The organism is Mobiluncus mulieris ATCC 35243 (assembly GCF_000160615.1).
Classification (GTDB): domain Bacteria; phylum Actinomycetota; class Actinomycetes; order Actinomycetales; family Actinomycetaceae; genus Mobiluncus; species Mobiluncus mulieris.
Genome location: NZ_GG668519.1, coordinates 77,218 through 98,839, shown reverse-complemented (window position 1 = coordinate 98,839; position 21,622 = coordinate 77,218). Strand labels below are relative to the sequence as shown.

At 54.3% G+C, this 21,622-nt stretch carries 20 protein-coding genes and 2 tRNA genes; 11 read left to right on the top strand and 11 right to left on the bottom strand.

From position 1 onward, the window contains the following. Nucleotides 1-384: 384 nt before the first annotated feature. Entirely contained in the window at nucleotides 385-666 is a 282-nt protein-coding gene (locus HMPREF0577_RS05450) for an HU family DNA-binding protein (RefSeq protein WP_004012729.1), read from the top strand. Nucleotides 667-866: 200 nt separating this feature from the next. Next, nucleotides 867-1,163, top strand: coding sequence for a DUF3039 domain-containing protein (locus tag HMPREF0577_RS05445; RefSeq protein ID WP_036342505.1), 297 nt, complete (start codon nucleotides 867-869; stop codon nucleotides 1,161-1,163). 102 nt (nucleotides 1,164-1,265) lie between these two features. On the opposite strand, the gene HMPREF0577_RS05440 is transcribed toward HMPREF0577_RS05445, so the two are convergent. Beyond that, nucleotides 1,266-2,609, bottom strand: coding sequence for a nicotinate phosphoribosyltransferase (locus tag HMPREF0577_RS05440; protein WP_004012727.1), 1,344 nt, complete (start codon nucleotides 2,607-2,609; stop codon nucleotides 1,266-1,268). A gap of 46 nt (nucleotides 2,610-2,655) precedes the next feature. Then, entirely contained in the window at nucleotides 2,656-4,257 is a 1,602-nt protein-coding gene (locus HMPREF0577_RS05435) for an amino acid permease (RefSeq protein WP_004015093.1), read from the bottom strand. 124 nt (nucleotides 4,258-4,381) lie between these two features. Here HMPREF0577_RS05435 and clpS point away from each other — a divergent pair, with 124 nt between their 5' ends. Genes clpS through murI form a run of 3 tightly spaced genes read left to right on the top strand, consistent with a single transcriptional unit; the run spans nucleotide 4,382 to nucleotide 6,452 of the window. Next, nucleotides 4,382-4,681 carry an ATP-dependent Clp protease adapter ClpS gene (gene clpS, locus HMPREF0577_RS05430; protein WP_004012725.1) on the top strand — a complete coding sequence of 100 codons (300 nt, stop codon included), beginning with the start codon at nucleotides 4,382-4,384 and terminating at the stop codon, nucleotides 4,679-4,681. 9 nt (nucleotides 4,682-4,690) lie between these two features. Then, nucleotides 4,691-5,578, top strand: a complete 888-nt coding sequence (locus HMPREF0577_RS05425) for a DUF2017 family protein (protein ID WP_004012724.1) — start codon at nucleotides 4,691-4,693, stop codon at nucleotides 5,576-5,578. Continuing rightward, on the top strand, nucleotides 5,571-6,452 hold the full coding sequence (gene murI / locus HMPREF0577_RS05420; RefSeq protein WP_004012723.1) for a glutamate racemase: 882 nt from the start codon (nucleotides 5,571-5,573) through the stop codon (nucleotides 6,450-6,452). The genes HMPREF0577_RS05425 and murI overlap by 8 nt, the downstream gene beginning before the upstream one ends. A gap of 185 nt (nucleotides 6,453-6,637) precedes the next feature. Here murI and HMPREF0577_RS11560 read toward each other — a convergent pair whose 3' ends face one another. The 5 genes from HMPREF0577_RS11560 to HMPREF0577_RS05400 form a co-directional block, all read right to left on the bottom strand. Then, a complete protein-coding gene (locus tag HMPREF0577_RS11560) occupies nucleotides 6,638-6,802 on the bottom strand; it encodes a hypothetical protein (protein ID WP_004012722.1) in 165 nt (54 codons plus the stop codon). Between the two features lie 37 nt (nucleotides 6,803-6,839). Beyond that, on the bottom strand, nucleotides 6,840-7,109 hold the full coding sequence (locus HMPREF0577_RS05415; RefSeq protein ID WP_004012721.1) for a hypothetical protein: 270 nt from the start codon (nucleotides 7,107-7,109) through the stop codon (nucleotides 6,840-6,842). A 172-nt stretch (nucleotides 7,110-7,281) separates the two neighbouring features. Further along, complete coding sequence (gene rdgB / locus HMPREF0577_RS05410) at nucleotides 7,282-7,992, bottom strand: RdgB/HAM1 family non-canonical purine NTP pyrophosphatase (protein WP_004012720.1); 711 nt, start codon at nucleotides 7,990-7,992, stop codon at nucleotides 7,282-7,284. After that, nucleotides 7,989-8,747: a ribonuclease PH gene (rph, locus tag HMPREF0577_RS05405; protein ID WP_004012719.1), complete on the bottom strand. Its 759-nt coding sequence runs from the start codon at nucleotides 8,745-8,747 to the stop codon at nucleotides 7,989-7,991. Before rph ends, rdgB begins: the two co-directional genes overlap by 4 nt. Before the next feature lie 18 nt (nucleotides 8,748-8,765). Then, nucleotides 8,766-9,998: a YlbL family protein gene (locus tag HMPREF0577_RS05400; RefSeq protein ID WP_004012718.1), complete on the bottom strand. Its 1,233-nt coding sequence runs from the start codon at nucleotides 9,996-9,998 to the stop codon at nucleotides 8,766-8,768. Nucleotides 9,999-10,016: 18 nt separating this feature from the next. Here HMPREF0577_RS05400 and HMPREF0577_RS05395 point away from each other — a divergent pair, with 18 nt between their 5' ends. After that, complete coding sequence (locus HMPREF0577_RS05395; protein WP_004012717.1) at nucleotides 10,017-11,441, top strand: zinc-dependent metalloprotease; 1,425 nt, start codon at nucleotides 10,017-10,019, stop codon at nucleotides 11,439-11,441. A gap of 5 nt (nucleotides 11,442-11,446) precedes the next feature. On the opposite strand, the gene HMPREF0577_RS05390 is transcribed toward HMPREF0577_RS05395, so the two are convergent. After that, the gene (locus tag HMPREF0577_RS05390; protein WP_004012716.1) at nucleotides 11,447-12,361 is read right to left on the bottom strand and encodes a hypothetical protein; all 915 of its coding nucleotides are present in this window, start codon (nucleotides 12,359-12,361) and stop codon (nucleotides 11,447-11,449) included. On the opposite strand from HMPREF0577_RS05390, the gene HMPREF0577_RS05385 reads away from it, so the two are divergent. Continuing rightward, nucleotides 12,350-14,059 carry an ATP-dependent helicase gene (locus HMPREF0577_RS05385; RefSeq protein WP_004012715.1) on the top strand — a complete coding sequence of 570 codons (1,710 nt, stop codon included), beginning with the start codon at nucleotides 12,350-12,352 and terminating at the stop codon, nucleotides 14,057-14,059. The two genes, HMPREF0577_RS05390 and HMPREF0577_RS05385, sit on opposite strands and share 12 nt — an antisense overlap. A 12-nt stretch (nucleotides 14,060-14,071) precedes the next feature. On the opposite strand, the gene HMPREF0577_RS05380 is transcribed toward HMPREF0577_RS05385, so the two are convergent. Next, nucleotides 14,072-14,779 carry a hypothetical protein gene (locus HMPREF0577_RS05380; RefSeq protein WP_004012714.1) on the bottom strand — a complete coding sequence of 236 codons (708 nt, stop codon included), beginning with the start codon at nucleotides 14,777-14,779 and terminating at the stop codon, nucleotides 14,072-14,074. A 242-nt stretch (nucleotides 14,780-15,021) separates the two neighbouring features. Between HMPREF0577_RS05380 and HMPREF0577_RS05375 the strand changes: the two genes are divergently transcribed. Together HMPREF0577_RS05375 and HMPREF0577_RS05370 are read left to right on the top strand one after the other, a co-directional pair. Further along, nucleotides 15,022-18,249 (top strand): UPF0182 family membrane protein, encoded by a 3,228-nt coding sequence (locus HMPREF0577_RS05375; RefSeq protein WP_004012713.1) that lies wholly within the window; start codon nucleotides 15,022-15,024, stop codon nucleotides 18,247-18,249. Between the two features lie 91 nt (nucleotides 18,250-18,340). After that, nucleotides 18,341-18,417, top strand: a tRNA-Met gene (locus HMPREF0577_RS05370). Between the two features lie 173 nt (nucleotides 18,418-18,590). Here HMPREF0577_RS05370 and HMPREF0577_RS05365 read toward each other — a convergent pair. Both HMPREF0577_RS05365 and HMPREF0577_RS11985 read right to left on the bottom strand, forming a co-directional pair. Continuing rightward, on the bottom strand, nucleotides 18,591-19,853 hold the full coding sequence (locus tag HMPREF0577_RS05365) for a YibE/F family protein (protein WP_004012712.1): 1,263 nt from the start codon (nucleotides 19,851-19,853) through the stop codon (nucleotides 18,591-18,593). Next, entirely contained in the window at nucleotides 19,843-19,971 is a 129-nt protein-coding gene (locus HMPREF0577_RS11985; RefSeq protein ID WP_004012711.1) for a hypothetical protein, read from the bottom strand. Before HMPREF0577_RS11985 ends, HMPREF0577_RS05365 begins: the two co-directional genes overlap by 11 nt. 208 nt (nucleotides 19,972-20,179) lie before the next feature. Between HMPREF0577_RS11985 and HMPREF0577_RS05360 the strand changes: the two genes are divergently transcribed. After that, a tRNA-Val gene (locus HMPREF0577_RS05360) sits at nucleotides 20,180-20,253 on the top strand. Between the two features lie 98 nt (nucleotides 20,254-20,351). Then, nucleotides 20,352-21,557: a tyrosine-type recombinase/integrase gene (locus HMPREF0577_RS05355; protein ID WP_004012710.1), complete on the top strand. Its 1,206-nt coding sequence runs from the start codon at nucleotides 20,352-20,354 to the stop codon at nucleotides 21,555-21,557. Nucleotides 21,558-21,622 lie beyond the last annotated feature (65 nt).

Sequence of the window (21,622 nt, the reverse complement as noted above, 5' to 3'; positions counted from 1 at the left end):
CATTATTAGTTTGACGGCATTGAGGGGTGACTTCACTGCGGCTGTGACGCCGGTTTCACGGGGGGATGTCGGAGGCATAGGGCTTGTCGGATAAATAAAGCCAGTTTCTCGGGCAGGATATCCTTGGTCGGGAATTCCGCCACACCCTCTGTCAGGCTATCAAAGCAGTACAGACGAAATCAGTGTTCCGAGCGCCACGGAAACCCCAAAATTACCCGAAAACCGCCCCAAAATGTTACAGAAGTGACGCTGTTCCCAAAAAACACGCGGGAAATTCGCGAATTTTTTGCTAAAAACGAGACAAATGGGCTAAATTTGCGTAGTCTCATAGAGATGGTTCCACACAGGGTGGAACCCTAGATTCAACTATCCGAAAGGAAACCAATGTCCGTGAATCGTACTGAACTTGTTGCTGAAATCGCCAAGCGTGCCGCACTGTCCAAGACCGAGGCCGACGCCGCGCTTTCCGCTTTCCAGGACATCTTGATTGAGTCCCTGAAGAAGGGCGAAACCGTCAAGGTTACCGGCTTGATGAACGTGGAACGCGTCTCTCGCGCCGCTCGTACTGGTCGCAATCCGCGTACCGGCGAAGAAATCAAGATTCCCGCTGGATTCGGTGTCAAGATTTCTGCTGGTTCCACTTTGAAGAAGGCTGTTACCCAGTAGTCTGCTTCCCAGCATTGACCGGCCGCCTCCGTGTGTGAGTCGGCCGGTTTCTTACACCCACAAGGGTTCCTGGCGCCCGAATCGCTGGGACGGTGCTTCGCCCCGGTCGCCTTTGGTGACGCAGTTTACGGTTCAGCTCGCTGGAGTGCGGAGCTTTCCCGTTCATGAGGTGCCATCCTCTAACGGCTATAATGGGGGATATGAGCGAATCAGCAACGGAAAAGCAACCCATGGGGGGAACAGCGGTTTTGGAACGCACCGAAACCGAACTGAAAAAGAACCCGGGGGATAATGAACGCTATGCCCACTATGTGCGCAAAGACCGGATTACGGCTTCGGCTGTTACTGGCCAGGCAGTGGTGGCGTTGTGTGGGAAAGTTTGGGTGCCGATGCGCGACCCCAAGAATTTCCCGATTTGCCCCGTGTGCAAGGAAATTATGAACTCTATGCACGGCGGGGGTTCCGATAATCCCGGTTGGCCATTCGCTGGGAACTAGCATATTTGGGACAGCTTCGGTAATAATTCCCCACCAACATAATAGCATGAAGGTATGGTAAAAGCCCAGGTTCGACACTGGGATATCCGGGGCTCCCGAAAACTACAACTGCACCAGCTTCGTTGGAATCGCGACCTCGCCTTCGGACAGGCGCCACGCCTGATACGGCAGTTCATTGCGGGAATCCTCGTGGCGTTGCTGGGCACGTTCCAACGCCGCTGCACCCGTCCAGGACAAATCAACATCCCCACAGGACACAAAAGATTCTTGTAAAGCCCGCGCCCCGTGTTCTGCAAAGTAATCCCGGGCTTTCTCGCGGCTCAAACCGGTTACCAACAGCTCGCTTTGCGCGGTTTGGCTTTCCAGTACCCTTCCGGCCCATTTCAGGCCGCCGTGGGTGGATTTGTCCTTGGAATGTTTCGCGACGGGCTGCATTACTCCAGATGAATCCTCTCGCGCCACCAGTTTGTACACTAAAGCAGCGGTGGGAACCCCTGATCCGGTCACCAGTTTGGTGCCGACCCCGTAGGAATCCACCGGCGCGGCTCCCAGCGCGGCCAGAGCGTATTCATCCAGGTCATTTGTGACGGTTATCTTGGTGGTGGTTGCTCCCAGTTCGTCCAAGAGCTGGCGCACCCGGAATGCCCCCGCCACCAGGTCGCCGGAATCCAGACGTACCGCGCCTAGTTCCCCGCCAGCCGCCCGCGCGGTTTCTACGGCGGTTTTTACGGCGGTTTCGACATCATAAGTATCCACCAACAGGGTGGTTCCTGGTCCCATCGAGTTCACCTGTGCTTCGAAAGCCTCTTGTTCCGAATCAAATAACAGCGTAAACGCATGCGCGGCGGTGCCTATTGCCCGCACCCCGTAGCGAATCCCGGCTTCCAAGTCGGAAGTACCCACGAATCCGCCAATCTGAGCGGCGCGTGCTGCCGACACGGCCGCCCGCTCATGAGTACGTCGCGCTCCCATGTCCAGACACGGCCGCCCGTGTGCTGCAATCGTCATCCGGGAGGCCGCCGAGGCAATCGCGCAGTCAAAATTCAACACGCTCAGCAAATACGTCTCTAACAGGCAGGCCTCGGCAAAAGATCCGCGCACGGTCAGAATCGGCGAGTTCACCATGAATACCTCGCCTTCGGGATAGCCGAAAATATCTCCCGAAAAGTGATAATTCTCCAAGAATCGCACGGTCTTCGCTCCGACGACCCGGTTATCTGCCAGGTAGCGTAGCTGGTCTTCGCTGAAATGGAAGCGTTGCAGTCCTTCTAGAATCCGTGCCACGCCCGCCATCACCATGAAACGTCGGGATGGTGGGAAGCGCCTCGTGAACACCTCAAATACGCATTGGCGTGACCCCATTGCGTGTTCCAGGGCGGAATCCACCATGGTCAGTTCATACATATCGGTCAACAGGGCTGTGGAAAGATGTTTTTCTTGATGCATAGCTACCACTATACGCGCCTGCCTTGCCCCCCGGAACTGTGTCTGGCTATTTATCGGCTTGTTTACTGGCTTTCCGTGCCGCTTTCAGGGCCTTGACATCTTGGACAGAGCCGGCCAGGACGGCGCTTTGGAAGTCGGTGGGTCGGGTAAAGTCGGCTTCATGAGGTGCCACCGGGCGTGCCCGCGTAACTAACTTGTGTCCTATCCATAGTCCAAGAAACAGCGGCAGACCCAGGTATGACGACAACAGTGACAAGAAATCCCCGCGCCCCAATAAGGCTTCGTAGTTCTGACCGACAATCACAAATACGCACATGAACAGGGCAATTAGTGGCCCCAAGGGATACAGGGAGGCTTTGAAGGGGAGGTCTTCGACCCGGTGTCCTTGTGCCAGGAAGGCTTTGCGGAACTTGTAGTGTGACCAGGCAATCCCCACCCAGGTAATGAATCCGGCCAAACCCGAGGCATTCACCAGCCAGGTATAGGCTGCGCCGTCGCCAATCAGGGAGCTCAAGAAGGCAAAGAAACCGATAATAGTGGTGGCAATCAGGGCATTCATCGGTACCCCGCGCCTAGTGGTGTAGGAAAAAAATCGTGGCGCCTGATGCTGTAAAGCCAAGGAATACAGCATCCGGGTCGAAGCGTAAAGCCCGGAGTTCCCCGCCGAAAGCACCGAAGTCAAAATCACGGCGTTCATGACGCTCGCGGCCGCCAAAACCCCGGCTTTTTCAAACACCAAGGTGAAGGGGGACAAGGCGATGGATTCGTCGGGGTTCAATAGGCGTGAATCCGTGTAGGGAATCAAAAAGGCGATAACCGCAATCGCCAGGATATAGAACAGCAGAATCCGCCAGAAAACAGTGTTTATGGCCTTGGGAACGCTGTGTTCGGGGTTTTCGGCTTCGCCCGCCGCGACCCCTACCATCTCCGTGCCTTGGAAAGAGAAACCGGCAATCATGAACACTGCCAAAATCCCCATTCCACCGTTGACGAAAGGCGCATCCCCGGTAGTCCAATTCTCGAAACTGGCGTGCTGTCCGCCCAAAATCCCCAGAATCATGGCGATACCCACCACCAGGAATACCACCACGGTTATGACCTTGATTAACGCAAACCAAAACTCACCTTCGCCATAGGCTCGGGCGGACAGGGCGTTGATTACGAACAAAATCGTCAAGAATAACCCCGACCAAATCCAGCCGGGGGTCTCGGGCAGCCAATACTTCATCACCAAGGCCGAGGCCGACAGTTCCGCTGCTACCGTAATCGCCCAGTTGTACCAGTAATTCCACCCCATTGCGAAACCGAAGGAAGGCGAGACGAAACGGCGGGCATATTCCCCGAAAGATCCGGCAATCGGCAGGTAGGTTGCCATTTCCCCCAGGGATTGCATCAAAAAGAACACCATAATGCCAATCAGGGCATAGGCTAGTAAAGCCCCGCCGGGGCCGGCTTGGTTGATGGTGGCACCGCTGGCCACAAACAGTCCCGTCCCGATAGATCCACCGATAGCAATCATCGACAGGTGGCGTTGGCGCATGCCGCGTTTCAACTTCACATTGTGTTGGGGCATCGTCATGGTTTGGGTGTTCCCTCCCGCCCCGGTTGCGGTTTCGATAGTGGGCATTGGGTTTAATTCTTTAGACATAGCAATTCCTTTTAGGGTTTAAGTACTTAAGTAGTCTAGGGACAGAACTGGGCTTAACCAAAACCTGCGGCATTTTTCCGCGATTCAACCTGCAAGATGCGCTTTAAACCCTTAACCTGTAATTGTGAATCCAATTCCCGGCACCGAGTACACCCCGAGTTCCGTTGCGGAGCTCGACCGGGTGCTGCCTGGCCAGTGGAACACGGTGGTGTGGAATGATGCGGTTAACCTGATGTCCTATGTGACTTGGGTGTTCAAGACGTATTTTGGGTATTCCCATGACCGCGCGCAAACTTTAATGAAAGAGGTTCACTACCAGGGACGCGCGGTGGTATCAGCCGGGAGTCGGGAACAGATGGAAGCCGATGTTTTGGCGATGAGTGGTTACGGTCTGTGGGCTACTTTGGAACAGGAAGCCGACTAGGGGGGTAAGATGCACGCATTTCACGCCTTACCGACCAGCGGGTGGTCTTCGCATCTAGAGGATCATGAAGCTAGCTTGTTGGCCGGGATTTTCTCGGAGTTGTCCAATGCTATGGAAGCCGAAGAAAAACGCACTGTTTTGGACATGATGGGGGTGGATTTGGATGCGGGAGCGCCTAAGGATTTTCCGCTCATGTTTGAAAACTTGTTGGGGGTAGACACCGTTTCGGGGATTGCCTCGCGAGAAGAACTGGCACCTCATGAATCCGCCCCTGACTGCGCGTCGGGTGACCCTGACCGGGGTGCCTCGGGTGCCTCTTTGGACTCGGATTCACGAGGTGCCAGCCCGGATTCTGAGCCAGACTCGAAATCCCGGCGAGTCTCAAAGGAGTCCAATGCGACAGGGATGACGGACAATCAGCGCCTGGCCGAACTGGACTTTGACCCCCTGGCGACCCGTCCTGCCCCAGCCAATCCTTATATTGCTGCCATTTTAAGACCCATGAGTCAAGACCTGGAGGAAGCCGCCGAATTGCGAGCTCTTACTACCCCGGATTTAGCCGCTAAGAAGACCACCGCGATGCGCACTGTGGCGGCCAGGCTGTACTGGGCTGCGGAACACCACGCCCCGATTGTGGTGAAGCCTGAGGCTTTGAAAACCTGGGTGACGGCCATCAACGATGTACGTTTGGCTTTGGGATGGTCGCTGGGAATCGAGGACGAGATGCGAGCCGAGGAAGTTCAGTTGATGGCGGAGTCGGATTCGCAAAGCGGGGTGTATACGGCCTATGAAATCACCTTGGCTAGTGTGTACAACGCCCTATCGTGGTGGTTGGATACCTTGATGTATGCCGTTGAGCAACCCGGATTGGAAACGGGGGAGACTTGGCGTGAATAATGCACCCATAGGGATTTTTGACTCCGGGTTGGGCGGTTTGACCGTGGCGCGAGCCATTATTGACCAGTTGCCGGGGGAGTCCGTGGTATACATCGGGGACACCGCTAATAGCCCCTATGGCACTAAACCGGTGGAAACCGTGAAACACCTGGCTTTGAACGTGATGGATAAGCTGGTTGAACACGGCGTGAAGATACTGGTAATTGCTTGTAACACGGCCTCGGCGGCGGTGTTGTTTGATGCCCGAGCCCGCTATGATCGTTTGGGGATTCCTGTTCTAGAGGTCATCAGCCCGGCGGTACACCGCGCAGTTTCTGCTACGCATAACGGGAAAATTGGAGTTATCGCCACCAGCACCACTATCGCTACGGGAACTTACCAGCGAGCTTTGGGTGCTTATCAACAGGTGGAAGTCACTGCTCAGGCCTGCCCGGCTTTCGTGGAATTCGTGGAGCGTGGTATCACTTCCGGCTCGGAGTTATTGGCGAAAGCTCGGGAATATTTGGAACCGGTCAAAGCTGGCGGAGTAGACACCCTAGTTTTAGGATGTACCCACTATCCTTTACTGACCGGGGTTATTAACTATGTGATGGGATCGGAGGTAACCTTGGTTTCTTCTTCCGAGGAAACCGCGCGTGATGTGTACCGTACCTTGTTGGAAAACGACTGGCTAAATGAAGATGATGCCACCGGAGAGATTAACTTTTCGGCTCTAAATGGCGGCGAGTCTGGTGCTGTTGTGGAATCGGATTCGCCGGTGGCCTTGAAACAAAGTAATCGCTACCAGTTTCTGGCCACCGGGAACACCGAGGTTTTTACTCGTTTAGCGCGGCGTTTCCTCGGTCCGGAAGTAGGGGTTGTGAACCAGGCTTAGCTGGGGGAATCCGCTTTTATGCGGGGTGGCACCTCATGAAACCGATGCGGTGGGAAGTCCGGTAAAACCGGAGGCCGGGAGCGAAGGGGGAGGTTTAACCCGAAAACGCTGCGCCAATAGTTGAAACCAATTGGCGCAGCGTCGAGTTTTAAGCTCAGGATAAATAGTGCTTTAGGAAAGGCGTCCTAAGCCCACACGTCGAGACCGGTTGAAGGGTTGGAAACCTTCAGTACGGCTGCTGCAATCGCAGTCTTAGTTGCCTGTCGGGTTTGAGCCGCAACCGCGACCCCCATGAGTTCCTTCATAGTCTGAGCGTCCATGACGGGAGCTGCGCCGGAAATAGGATTCATGTTTGTGCCTTTCTGTGAGCGTAAAAATCGAGGAGACTTATAGCAGTACGTCGAGATTAGAACTCGAGGACTTGTAGGTATTGGGCAGATTCTGTTGGGTAGGTTGCGAAGACCCGACCACAGGTTTAAACTCTGCCACATTAGCGCTCAGTGCGCTTTGTGAACCAGTAGCGGCCGCCTCGGTTTTGGTGGTGTTTGAGACGGGTTCCGGTTTTTCAGCTCTCCCGTTTGGCTCGGGAGCCGGACGGGTAAAAGCCTGGTTAGTTAGCGCCGGGTTAAGTGCCCCGGCTACATCGACAGCAAGCATGATTTCCTCCTGAAACTAAGTGCGGCTAGGTTCTTTACCGAAGCCGGGAGACGTTCCACGTCTCTTGGAACCATTGTGCCATTAAAACCTGATGTAAGTCCAGTGTTTGGAGAGAAATGTCGGGTAGGAAAGTCGATAATTAGTGTGATAATTAATACTTTACCAAAACGGGTTAGAACAGGGTGTTGCGCGGGGTTCGTTCCAAGATAGCCTCCAGCTGGGGAGCGATCTGGCGAAAGGCGCTGGCGCGATGGGAGATTGCGTTTTTATCCTTGGCGGAAAGCTGGGCGTTTGTGCGTTTATCTTCCCCGATTTGTGCATCAGGTATGAAAATTGGGTCGTAGCCGAAGCCGTTCTTTCCACGGGGTTTGGTGGTGAGTCGCCCGCCCATAACCCCGTTGCCAAGATAAGTTTTACCGCTGGGCAGCAACAAAACTGCCACGCATACGAATGCCGCGCCGCGATGAGGGTCAGGTACATCAGAGAGCTGATTTAAAAGCAACTGCAGATTAGCCTGGTCATCACCGTGAGCCCCGGCCCAGCGAGCCGAGAAAATTCCTGGAGCACCGCCCAAAATCTCTACTGTCAAACCCGAATCATCTGCCAGTATCGGCAACTTTACATACTCGGCTAAGGCGCGGGCTTTAATCAGGGCATTAGCCGAAAAGGAAGTCCCGTTTTCGATTGGACTGGGGATACCCAACTCGCCAGAGGCAACAATCCCGTCCGGTTGCAAAGACGGCACCAAGGGACGCAGAATCTCGGCAACTTCCTTGACCTTGTGGGCATTACCCGTGGCCATCACCACCTGAGCCGTATCAGGAACAGCAATAGGCTTCGCCTTTTTTGGGGCTTTGGCGGCGGTGCTTGCGTGGCTGCTCATGCTAAAACTCCATCAATCAAAGTTAGGGTGGCACCTTTCGCGGCCTTCGTGGCCGCGCTCTGGGCGCGCGTCAAATCTGCGCAGCCCCCTTGAGCCAAATCCAACAGCTTCGACAAATCCTCGCGGCTGAAGGGCTCGCCCTCGGCAGTGCCTTGAACTTCTATCAGCTTACCAGTCCCAGTCATTACCACGTTCATGTCTGTTTCGGCGCGAACATCCTCTTCGTAGGGCAAATCTAGGCGAGCCTCGCCGTCGATAATCCCCACGCTAATGGCGCACACCGAGTCTTTTAGAGGCTCGCCAGGAATGAAACCACTGGTTTTGCCCTCCTCGATAGCGCGATGCAGGGCAATCCACGCTCCAGTAATAGCCGCCGTGCGGGTGCCGCCATCAGCTTGCAAAACGTCGCAGTCAATCTCGATGGTGTTTTCCCCCAGTGCGGTGTAGTCCACCCCAGCGCGCAATGACCGGCCGATAAGGCGCGAAATTTCTTGGGTGCGTCCCCCCAGTTTCCCCTTTACAGATTCGCGGGTGGAACGGGTTGCGGTCGCTCGGGGCAGCATGGAATACTCGGCTGTAACCCAGCCCAAACCGGTGTCTTTGCGCCATCGGGGTACTCCCTCACTGAGACTGGCGCAACACAAGACTCGAGTATTGCCCGCCTCTATCAAGACTGCTCCCTCGGGGGTGCTCACCCAATCGAGGTGAAAAGCCATGTTCCGAAGCTGGTCGATTCTTCTGCCGTCTTTTCTCATGTTCTTAGCTTAATATCTTTACTTGGATTGCGGGCAAGTGGGTAAATCTTTACCTCGGTCTTGTCGGATTAACTCCAGGGCGCGCAGCGCATCGTTGAAAGTAGTGATAGGAGTAACTTTCAGGCCTTGCGGGACATGTCCCACGGTGTCCGCGCAATTTTCGCTGGGAGCCAGAAAAAACTCGGCTCCATCCTGTTTAGCACCCGCCATTTTCTGGGGAATGCCGCTGATAGGACCGACTTTACCGGCCAAATTAATGGTGCCGGTTCCGGCCACGTTATGGCGACTGGTAATTCTCTGTTCCGTTAGCTGTTCCACAATCCCCAAAGCAAACATGGTTCCCGCGCTTGGTCCGCCCACGTCCTTGAGATGGAATTTGATATCAAGTGGCACATCGATAGAGGAATTTAGCAACACCCCGAGTTGTGAGCCTTTCCCGGTAGCGGCTGCCATTGAAGGGAACTGTAAGGATACGGGATTTCCTTTGCGAGTCACCTCCAGCTTCAACTGGGTTCCGGGTGGGAGCTCTCTTAGGAATTTATGCAGTTCCTCAATCGTCTTTATCGGCATTGCCGGGTGGTTCGGTGCCGCGATACTGACCAGGGTATCCCCAGATTTCAGTGACCCGTAGGCCGGGGATTTCTTGGGGACCTCGGCCGCAGTCCAAGTGATGTTAACTTGGTATCCCAGCGAGCTCAAAGCCACTGACTCGGCGGCCAGTTGGGATTGATCCATCTGTTGCAAACCAATGGTTTTAATCTGTTTACTGGTTAGTTGTCGTGGATAGATAGATTCTTCGGGGATAATCTCGGAACCGGGGTTTAAGATAGACATAATAATGTCCAAGCCATTCACCATGGATCCCGGCCCGCCCAGGGAAGACACGGTGGTCATGCGTAGTTGCCCGTTGCCCTCCGGGTAGGTCTTGGCACCCTTAATCTCAATCAGCGGCACCCCGTCTCGGGTTTTACCCAGCACGTCAAATGTCGGTCCGGGAGAGTTAATCACCACGGGATAGCGGAAAAATAGCAAGAAATACAAGCCAACCAGGATTAACGCCAGGGAAAGCGTCCACTGGCTAAGCCCCCGAGAACGATGCTGAGTCTGGCTTCTGGAAACTGACGGGGAAGTCGGATCGCTTTGCGTCCGAGCTTCTGGGTCGGGGTTGTGTGCGCATAATTCCTTGTTAACGACGACTTCTTCCAATCCTTGTCGCCAAAAGCACAGTCCGTTCCGTGAAAATTTGTTCATCACGGTTACTATAGTCTCATGAAAGACGATAGTTCTGACTGGCAGGAAATGCTGCGCCGAATCTTTGGTGAAAAGAAAGCCCGAGAAATGGAGGACAAAATCCGTCAAGGCGAACCATTCTCGCTCTTCGAAGGCGGAGAAGGCGTTTTTGCTTTCCCACTACAAACCCTGTTGTCTAACTCTGGCGAGGCTGTGAACTGGGAACTCGCTCGAATGACTGCGCTGGGCAGAATCGGCACCCAACCACGTGCGGTCACACATGCCGAGGCTATTCGAGTGCGAGAAGGCCTATCTCAAGCGAATTTACGGCTCGACCCGGTCACAACTCTGAGCCCGCCGCAGGCAGATTACGAGGCTTGGAATGAGACAAAATGGCTGGAAGCCTCGGCTGAAGTATGGAAAGTCTTGGTAACACCGGTAGCGGAATCTACCGCTGCCGCTATGACTGCGGCACTAAAGAATCACCTGGGGGATGGGGATTTACGTATCGAAATCTCTAATGGTTCCGCCGAACTGCGTAACTTGCTCGGATTGTTTTCTAAAGACGGCAATGCCGAGTCCTTGCAGGTGGATGGATTGTTAAAGTCACTAGCAGCCAATCTGTTTGGCTTGCAATTCGGCCAGGCCTGGGCTTCACTCGCAACCGAATCTTTTGGGGCTTGCGATATCGGTTTGCCAGTAGGTAAACCCGACCAAGCCGCCTTGGTTCTTGAAAACATCGAGAAATTCGCCGCTGACAGTAGCCTCGATTCCCAACCGGTGCTGGATTTCCTAGCGACTCGTGAAGCTGCCTATATAAGACTCTTCCACGCGGTGCCATGGCTAAGAGTATTCGTGACCAAGGCTATTACCGACTTTGCCAAAGACATCACCTTCGACTTACAAGCTATGGACGAAGCCTTGAACTCAATTAATCCCACCGATTTGCATTCTGTCGATGAGCTGTTGGGTAAAGGATTCTTAACCCCACAAACCACCGGAAAACAAACTGCCGCCAAACAAAGCCTCGAAATGATTTTGGCCGTGATGGAAGGTTGGGTAGATACCGTTACTACCCGGTGCCTGGCTGGGGTGCTGCCGGAACTCGCTCCGCTGCGCGAGATGATGAATCGGCGGCGCGCCAACGGTGGGCCGGCTGAAAAAACCTTTGCAGCGCTTATCGGTATGGAACTGCGTCCCAAACGGTTGCGGGAAGCCAGCGCCTTGTGGACAAAATTAGTGGCGAAACTGGGTGAAGCCGGAGCCGAACGGCTGTGGGATCACCCCGATATCCTGCCCGAAGAAAGCGATTTCGATGATGTGGATGGTTTTGTGGCACGACTCAGCGGCGAAGAACCCCCTGATGAGTTGGAATCGTCCCTGGAAGCACTGCTTGATGGCACCCTGGGTTATGCTAAGGGATTGAAACCGGGAGCGGACTCGGAGGGCGACAGTTTGCAGTAAGCACCTCATGAAATCGACCCTTCACCCAGCTGCCGAGAAAACGACGGTTCCGGAGGAAACTCCAATTCGGGAGGTAAACCCGTACAGCCACAATTCGCATGTGCTTCATAGGTCATAACCTCGATATCCCCATCCACGTCAATCCGGGTCACTCGACCAGGGAAAATAGCACGACGGTCAAGAAAAGCTAGGGCGGTGGCGATACCAACAGAGCTACCCATTGCGGCTAAAGTCGTTTCAATCCGCGGAAAATCCACCCCGGAGAGGCTCGCAACGCGTTCTTGCAACTGGGAAACCAAGGTCGCACGCGCATTCGAAACACAATTGGCGCAAGGCGTGAAACCCGGCTTTACTAAAGGACCAACCTCCACATAGTCATTACCCGCTACTATCGGCAAATACGGCTGATTATGATGCATCGCCGCAGAAAGATCCAGGGGATTGGGGAAACCCCAGCTTAGAAAAATCGCCAAATCACTGTGAGTCAGCTTCGGGGTGAAACGAACCTGCCCTATGCCAGCAGCGTGAAGCTGTTCAGAAAGCATCTGGCTCCAAGGATTTCGTTGGTTGAGGGTTACCCGCAGCCGCGAGCGGTGCCGATAATTGCGTCGCATCGCATCCCCCCCGATACGTCGCCAGGCGGAGTCGTCTGGGCCATGGGGATGACGTGAGGCACGCAAAGAAATCAGCTCGGCACCTTGCAGCTGACCCAAAAGTTGCTCGCCCTGGCTGCGAGTCACTCCCATATCTTTGGCTCGGCAGAAAAAATCTGACCGGGAAATCCCCGAAACCAAAGACTTTAGCAAGCGTACCTGTTTGTCTGGCAACGCCGGAAAACTGAACAAGGTGTCCATGCCTGCACAGATTTCCGTTTTTCCATCGGGAAAACTGGCTACGTGTAAACCGTCATGAAGTCGCATGATTCTCCTTTGCTAGTAGTTTATGAGTCCATGTTCACCCTGAATTGGATTCCTGACAAGTCGGTTTCCACAGCCTGTGGAAAACTTCTTGACTGGATGGAGCTATCGTTTAGGATAAAGACACTCACCCCGATAAAACACCCCACAAAAGGAAAGAAACTGTTGGAGACACCGCGTAATGACCAACCTGAGATGCTGCTAGAACAGCTCGACCCCTCGCAGCGAGAAGTCGCGACACACCAGCACGGGGCGTTATGCGTTTTGGCCGGGGCGGGAACCGGGAAAACCCGGGCAATAACCTACCGGATTGCCTACGGGGTACGAACCGGGGCAGTGGCAGCCGAAAATATCCTGGCTTTGTCTTTTACCCAAAAGGCCGCCGGAGAAATGCGCGAGCGTTTGACTGGGCTCGGGGTGCCGGGGGTCGAAACTCGCACGTTTCACTCGGCCGCGCTCGCCCAGGCGCGTTTCTTTTGGCCCCAGGTGGTGGGAGGGGAGATTCTACGAGTCATGAGCGGCAAGGCCTCACTGGTGACTGCCGCCGCCGCTAGGCTGGGCTTGGATCCATCCCGCGCTCAGGTGCGTGATTTGGCCGGCGAGATTGAATGGGCCAAAGTGTCCCTGTTAGCACCCGACGAATACGTGGAGGCAGCCCGTGCGGCCGGCCGGATGGGCGTGGCGAATCTGAACCCAGAGCGCATCGCGGATTTAGCTGCGGCCTACGAAGAAGTCAAAGCTGAGGCGCAAGCCCTGGATTTCGAGGATATCCTGTTGGTTTGCGCGGGAATGCTCGATGAACGCGAAGACGTGTTACGAGCGGTGCAAGCCCGTTACCAGTATTTTGTGGTCGACGAATACCAAGACGTTTCCCCCCTGCAAAACTACTTGCTGCTGCGTTGGTTGGGGCATCGTCGCGACCTGGCAGTAGTAGGGGATGCCGCCCAAACTATTTATTCTTTTGCGGGCGCCACCCCCAGTTTCCTCACCGACTTCACCAGGGGATATCCCGAGGCAAAGGTGGTGGAATTGACCCGTGACTATCGTTCCACCCCTCAGGTAGTTGGATTGGCGAATCAAGTGCTCGCTGACGCTAAAGATGCGGCAGGACGGCCTTTGGGGGGCACAGTACAGCTAGTTTCCCAACGGGAAGACGGCCCGGATGTCCAGTGGTTTATCGCCGAAGATGACCAGACGGAAGCTAGCACAGTGGCTAAACGTTCCTGGCACCTCATGAAACAGGGCACAAACCCCAAGGACATCGCCATACTGTTCCGCACAAATTCCCAAGCAGGATTATTTGGGACGGAGCTGGCTCGGATGGGTCTGCCTTATGTGGTAAAAGACCAGGTAAAGAGTGGTTTTGAAGCGGACGGCGCTTCGAAAGATTCAATCCCGCGCGAAGCAATTACCCTGGCTTCATTGCACTCCGCGAAGGGCTTGGAATGGGAAGCCGTTTTCCTGGTGGGGGCGAGCGAAGGCCTGTTACCAATCAATCTGTCCACCACGGATGCCCAAATCGAAGAGGAACGGCGGCTGACATATGTGGGAATCACCCGGGCGCGCAGCCTCTTGACAATTAGCTATGCCAAGGGAAAACGCCCTGGAGCCAGCGGGGAGCGGGAAGCCTGTCGGTTCTTGGCACCCTTCTGGGCGCGCCCCCAACTGGATGTGACGGGGACGGCACGACACCGGGCTTAGGATTCGGCGGGCTTAGGTATCGTCCCCGCCGGCAGCGCTAGTATCGCCGGCATCGTCAGTGTTGTCGTCGCGCCCATTGGTAATTAGCTGTAATAAATCCAAAACCAGAGCGGGGCCTTGTTCGATATGCTCGGGGTCGGATTCGAACTTGGGATGTACCACCGACCAGGATTCCTCGCGGGTGGCTGCCACCACGAAACGGGATTTTTCTCGATCCTGTTTGATAGTTTCGAGGTAGTGTTGCCGTTCTTCGGCTTCATGAGGTGCGGCTTGCATTTCGGCCGCAGTCAACATGGCATCCGTTTCATAAACCACCGCGACACCTTCTATGTTTTCGCTCCACACCAAGCGCGGGAGCTGCTGGAGGAAATCGTCTCCATCATCGGGCAGGGTAAAGGGTAAAGCCACCAAGGCATCGGGATTCTCGTCAATAATCTGGCGCAAAGCGTCAAGTTCCTCGGATTCTAAGTTGGCCTGGGTAATTTCCGGCAGCTGCGCTAGGCGGTGCAAAGTAAACACCATACCCTCCAGGCGATTTTCAAAGGGTGGAATCTGTGAGTCAAGCTCCCAGGTGACGCGGATAATTTGGGGGATATCCTCAGGGATAGGCACTTCGGAGGCCTCAGCTTGAGGTTCGTCAGTTGCAGAATCCGGGGTAAAGGACATCCCCAGCAGAGAATTGTTTGGCACGGCGGACAGGGGATCAAAGGATTCACTCATAGTGTTTATTATCCCAAAAAATGCGTCCGGAATGGAACCACGCGCCCAGATATGAAAAGATGGTGACCGTTGTAGCTACCAAGAAAAAGAGGTGAATGGTGGGGTCTAACACTTCCAACCGAACAGTATTCGATTCTTTTTTTAGCGGCCCGCCAGGACGTGGCAACGGTCGAGGCGGGGGTGGAGTCTCCAAACCGCCGCACAGCAAAATTGGTGGTCAACGCCCTGGAAGTGGGAAAACTTTGGGGATTGTACTGGGGATTTTAGCGTTGATTATCCCTCTGTTGGGATTCATTGCCCGAGTTTGGGCGGAGTTCGCGTGGTTCGAACAGCTGGGGCGATTCTCGGTAGTTTTGACCACTTGGGGGTGGCGTATCGGCCTGGTGTTGGTGGCGACACTGTTGGCTGCCGTGGTTACCTGGGTTAATCTCGCGATTGCCAGTAAAGCCAGCCCCTATGCGTCGCAGCGCGCCAAAGTAGCCAATCGTCGCAATGCGGAAAAAAAGATGGACGAAGCCAAACGGAAGGCGCAGCGAGACCAAAGCAGCGCAACCGCCAAAACTGAGGATGAAGCCGAGAAAATTGAGGATTTAAAGCTCGAGTTTGAAAAAACATTTGAACCCAGTGATTCCCAAGCCTTCGAAGAAGAACTGCGCCGAGACATGCGCCGTGAAGCCCGCCCAGGAGTGACTTCCCTGCGTGACGCCCTGGAACCGCGACGCAAACTGATTATCATCCTGGCTCCTATCTTGGGGGGACTCTTTGTGTCCGTAGCCCTGCCTAGCCAGTGGCAGAACTTTGCCGCCTGGTGGCAGCGCAGTGATTTTGGAACTAAGGATCCGGTTTTCGGGATGGATGCGTCGTTTTTTGTGTTTTCTTTGCCGGTGTATTCTCAGTTGGTCACGTTGATCTTTAATATCTTCGTTATGGCGGGTTTGTTTACCTTGGCCAGATACTATTTGCAGGGGAATGTTTCATCGTCCATGTCCGAGATTCCCAGCCGTACCCGGATTCACATTTCGATTCTGCTGGCTATTCTGGCGGCAATTTATGCCTTGCGCTACTATCTACAACGCTTCGAACTGCTGCTGGGCACCCACGACAAGTTTTCGGGAGCTTCCTATACGGATATCCATGCGGTGTTGCCGGCCAAGAACATCTTGGTAGGGATTTCCCTGGTCATCGCGGTACTTTTCGTGGTGGGCGGTTTCCGTAAATCCTGGGTTATTCCCGCCACGGGATTGGGCGTGATGGTGCTCTCCTCGGTGCTGGTGGGGGGACTCTATCCCTACTTAATCCAACGCTTCCAAGTTGACCCTTCGGCTCAGGAACTGGAAGCGCCCTATATTTCCAACAACATCAAAGCTACGCGGGATGCCTTTGGAATTAGTGATGTTAAAGAAGAGACCTATAAGGCTAAAACCGAAGCTACGGCGGGACAACTGCGTCAAGACAGTGAATCCACGGCCTCTATTCGCCTGTTGGATCCCTCGGTTGTTTCCCGCACCTTCGGACAATTAGAGCAAAACCGTCAGTACTATCGGTTCGCGTCGAATCTGTCGGTGGATCGTTACAAGATTAACGGCAAGGCTCAAGACACCGTGATTGCGGTTCGAGAATTAGATCCCAACCAGCTAGGGGATTCCCAGAAATCTTGGGTGAATCAGCACACTGTTTTCACCCATGGTTTTGGGGTGGTAACCGCTTATGGCTCCAAGGTAAACTCGGATGGATCCCCAGCCTTTTGGGAACACGGGATTCCTTCCACTGGGGAGCTCGGTGAATATGAGCCTCGAATCTATTTTGGCCAGTACTCACCAGAATATTCTATTGTGGGTTCTCCCAAGGGCGGCGGGAAACAGGAATTCGACTACCCCTCTGATACTTCCAAAGATAAGGGTGTGAATAACACATTTACCGGTAATGGGGGACCGAGCGTGGGAAGTCTGTGGGAACGACTGATGTATGCCATTAAGTTCCAATCCTCAGAGATTTTCTTTTCCCAGCAGGTAAACCCGGCTTCGCAAATCCTGTTCCATAGATCCCCAGAGGTGCGCGTATCCAAGGTGGCGCCCTATCTGACCTTGGATTCCAAAGCCTATCCGGCAGTGGTGGATATGGACGGGGATCCGAAAACCCCCAAACGCGTGGTATGGATTGTAGACGGCTACACCACCTCGGATTCATATCCATATTCCGCGCATGTAGATTTCACGAATTCGATTATGGATTCCCGCACTTCTCAGTTCAGTATCGGGACTCCTGCAGCGGTGAACTACGTGCGTAACTCGGTGAAGGCTGTAGTGGATGCCTATGACGGTTCGGTAACCCTGTACCAGTGGGATGCTAAAGACCCGGTGGTGAATTCCTGGTCGAAAGTATTCCCCGGCCAACTCAAACCGCTGAGCGAGGTACCGGGGGATTTGATGGCGCACTTCCGCTACCCCGAGGATATGTTCAAAGTGCAGCGCAACTTAATCGCGCGTTATCACACCACCGATTCGCGCTCTTTCTATTCCGGTTCGGATTTCTGGAAGCTACCCGATGATCCAACGCACGAGGGATCAACCACGGTGCTTTCTGCGTTGCAACCGCCGTACTATCTGACGATGCAGGCGCCTGGCCAGAAATCCACCGAGTTCTCGCTGTACTCGACCTATATCCCTTATGGGCAATCGGATCGTAACGTGTTGACAGGTTATTTGACGGTTGACTCGGAAACTGGCAATCAGAAAGGCAAAATGCGCCCGGAATACGGCAAAATTAAACTGTTGTCGTTACCGTCAGACTTGGCGGTTCCCGGCCCGGGTCAGGTTTCTAACAAGTTCAAAACCACAGATAATGTGTCTCGAACTTTGAACCTGTTGTCTCAGCAGTCCACCGAGGTGGTACGCGGGAATCTGCTGACTTTGCCGGTGGGGGGAGGATTGCTCTATGTACAACCGGTTTATGTGCAAGGTAAATCGGGTACCACCTATCCGCTGTTACGTTTCGTGTTGACTTCTTTTGGGGATAAAATTGGTTTCGCTCCCACCTTGAAAGAATCCCTCGACGACTTGTTCGGGGGTGATTCCGGGGCGGTGACTTCCGAGAATGCGGGTGACACCGGTGGCCAGACCGGAGGAAAAGACAGTAAAACTCCCGAAGCTCCGAAGTTGACCCGTGAGCAACAACTGCAGCAAGCCCTCCGGGGTGCCAAGGCGGCGATAGAATCCGCTGACCAGGCCATGAAAGCTGGGGATTGGGCGGCCTATGGCAAAGCGCAAGCCGAGTTGAAGACCCAGCTGCAAAAGGCCGTGGAACTGCAGGGTATCGCGGATACTGTCCCCGGCGAAGCTCTCCTTGGCAGTGAAGCCTCCGGGGGAAAGGCCGCCAAGGATAAAAATAAACCTGCTGCTGGCGAGACCAGCCACCCCAGTCCAACCGCTTCCTCCGTGGCTGCAAAGCTGAATGCAGCTGTTAGAAACTGAAGTTTTACACGAAAAAACTCCATCATGGGCTTGCCCCTCAACTTCAAGTTGAGGGGCAAGCCTTTTCCTGGTAACCTATATGGGTCAATGACGCGGGGTGGAGCAGTTCGGTAGCTCGCCGGGCTCATAACCCGGAGGTCGTAGGTTCAAATCCTGCCCCCGCTACCAAGCAAATAGCCCCTGAACAGGCAAAACACCCGGTTCGGGGGCTGTTTTTTGCCCGGAATACCGGGTTAAAAACCCGCAAATAGCCCTTTTTAGATTTCGGTATCCCCAGGCCGTTACTCCTGACATACGGCAGGTGAGATTGGCGCCTCTGGGTCGCCATCCGGGATGGCACCTCATGAAGCCGAATTTTCCACCGCATCCGCGTTGGCTACTTTAGCTTTACGAATCATCAGCGCCGCAATAGCCGTAGTCAGAGGCAAACTCAAAATCAAAGCACTAGCGGAAGTGAGAATCTGGAGTAGCTCTGCCGCGATACTCTCGGTAGCGAACAATTCGCTGAAGGGACGGTCATAGAACATGACAATCAGCATTACCGTGGCCAAAGCTGCCCCCGTGTAAGCAAAGACCACCGTATAAATCGTCGAGGCAATGTGGTCACACCCAATCCGCATCGCGGAGCGATACACCTCCCAACGGGTGTAGTGCGGGGCGGCCAGACGCAGCTCCCACACCGAGGAAGCCTGGGTGATGGTCACGTCATTCAACACCCCCAGACCCGCCAAGATAATCGCTACAATCAACAATTGGCGCATGTTCAGATGGGGGATATTCGCCGACAAATCAAAAGACATGTCATCCACATATCCCGATAAATGTCCCAGCCACACCGCAGCTGTCCCGAACAGAGCCGACAATATCAAGCCGCACAGGGTGCCTAGCATCGCGGCCGCAGTGCGCATCGACACCCCGTGCGCCACGTGAATCACCACCAACATAATTGCGTTGGCACCCACCAAACCAACCCAGATTCCCGGCCGGCCGCTGGCTAAGGCCGGCAACATGAAAAACCCGATGATCGCTGTGGCAAAACCCAGTCCCAACAGCGAAAACACGCCCTTCCAGCGGGCGACTGCCACTACCACGACCACAAATAGCAACGCGAAGAACATTATTGGACCGGTGCGGTGTACCCCTGAAAAACTGTAGTTGTTGCCGGAACCCGAGGCACTGGCCGATCGCATTACCTGAACCATGTCGCCTGGCGAGAGGTTCGATTCCGCCGCCGGTCCCACCGATTCCACCGTGACGGTCTGGCCTTTTTCCGGGCCGGTGTCCAGGTGCACTTTCAGGCGAAGGCACGCTTGACGGGAACTGCTGGGGGTGGGAGTATCCGCCACGGTTGTGTCGATGCAGCGGGGTGTTACCTCCAGAATCTTGGCGTTTTCAAAAGAGACCCCCGCAGCGGTGGAAAAACTGGTCGGTTGGTGGCGAATCGCGGCCAGGTGATTCCAATCTGGCCACAACCAGGCCATTCCCACTACCGTTAGCAAGGTCAGCGCTGCCAACACTATGGTGACCACCAGGCGCGCCGTTCGTGACGTGGTTGAGGCTTCTTGGGTTCGCGAGATCTTGACGGCGGCGTGGCTATGTCCCATAACCGGCCAGTATAGCAGTGAAGGCCAATACCGTGGGGTGAGTTGATATCGAGCGAGCCGTTGGTACCTGGTTGGCGGGGGCTGCAATAGTTTTCCTGGCTTTCACCAGGTATGGCATCTTTTCAGTATAGTCTTGGACGCATAAGCCCTTTGCTAGAATTGTGGGCTGAGTAAAATCCCAGGTCACAGACTTATCTTGATGTCAAGATAGTTACTTTTACCTCTTATGTGTCCATGGATGTACTAAGCGCGCGTCAATTAGCCCCAACGGGGCAAGAAATGTTATCCTCAATAGCGCGGTTTTCGCACCGGCGAAACCAATGCCAGGACTCATAGCTCAGTTGGCTAGAGCGCCACGTTTACACCGTGGATGTCGGGGGTTCGAGTCCCTCTGGGTCCACAAAACAGATAAAGCCGCAGGTCAAAGCGATTTGAGGGTCGGAAATTTGAGTAAAAACGACCCATTAAACCACCCATTTTTCTGGTAGGATTCGAGCCATGGGTGATTACGGCGAAGGCAGCTACTACAAACAAAAATACCGGGATGGGGAACGGTGGATTTACCAGGCATACCACCGCGACAGCAACGGGAAAATTTATAAGATTCGGGGTACCGGGGCTGACAAGAAACAAGCGAGAGAGCGGTACAAGAATCTTTTAGCAAAACGGCTGGCTGACCCTGAAAGACCCGCTAGAGAATCAGGCGGCATTAATCTTGACCAGGCGGTACATTTTTGGCTTGACGAGTGGCAAGCAGGGCGGGCGTTGCAGACCGTCACGCGGGAGAAATACCGGGCAACCATGAGGGACGTCACCGAGTTTTTAGGCGGAACCACGCCCATAAAAGCGATTAAGTTGGCTGAAATAGAGCGGCTTTTTGAGGAATTGGAACGGCGAGGTATCGGCAAATCCGGGCTTTGGAACAGAAAACGGGCATTGACCAGGCTCTTTAACCAATGCATGAAGCACGGAGAGCTAGAACACAATATCATGGACCAATTTCAAATGGCACGACCAGCAACAGAAATCCGGCAGCGGGACGAACGATTATTTGTGCCAGCGACCAGGACGCTTGACCAAATCTTACCGTGGCTCAAAGAGCAGAACAGCGAATTATATCTTCCAATGCTGGTTTTGTCAACCACCGGATTGCGGGTATCGGAAATGCTGGGACTTGAGTGGGGTTGCCTCAAGAATTTGGGGTCGAAAACGCCGTGGAGGGCAAAGCTGAAAGTTAAGCAGCAATTGGAGAAAGCCGAGCACGGGGTCAAACAGCCAGGGCTCAAAACGATGACCAAGACCGGCAACGAAAGGATTGTACCAATCAATCCAGTTTTGCAGGAGGCGTTACAACGGCGGAAAGCAGAACACCGGGCAAACAGCAACACACCAGAATGGGCACGGGACTTAATATTTCTCACACCCACAGGGAGAGTATTTCAACAAAGTGGGTTGGGCAAAATCTGGAAGCCGGGATTTGAAGCGTTTTGGAAAGCAAAAGGCATTACGGGAAGTCGTCGGATATATTTCAGACCGCATTATTTGAGACATATCTTTATAAGCCTTTTGGAGCAACACAACATGGACCAGGGGTCAATAAAACTTTTAGCGGGTCATAGCGAGAAATCACGGGTCACACTCAAAGTCTACACGCACGGAAATGAGGAGAAGGCAGCCCAGGCGTTGCAGGAAATCTTCAAATAGCCGCACGAGGGCACACGTTCGATTCTGCGGGGGTTTCAGGGCAACAGCCTACCCCAACGGAGCAA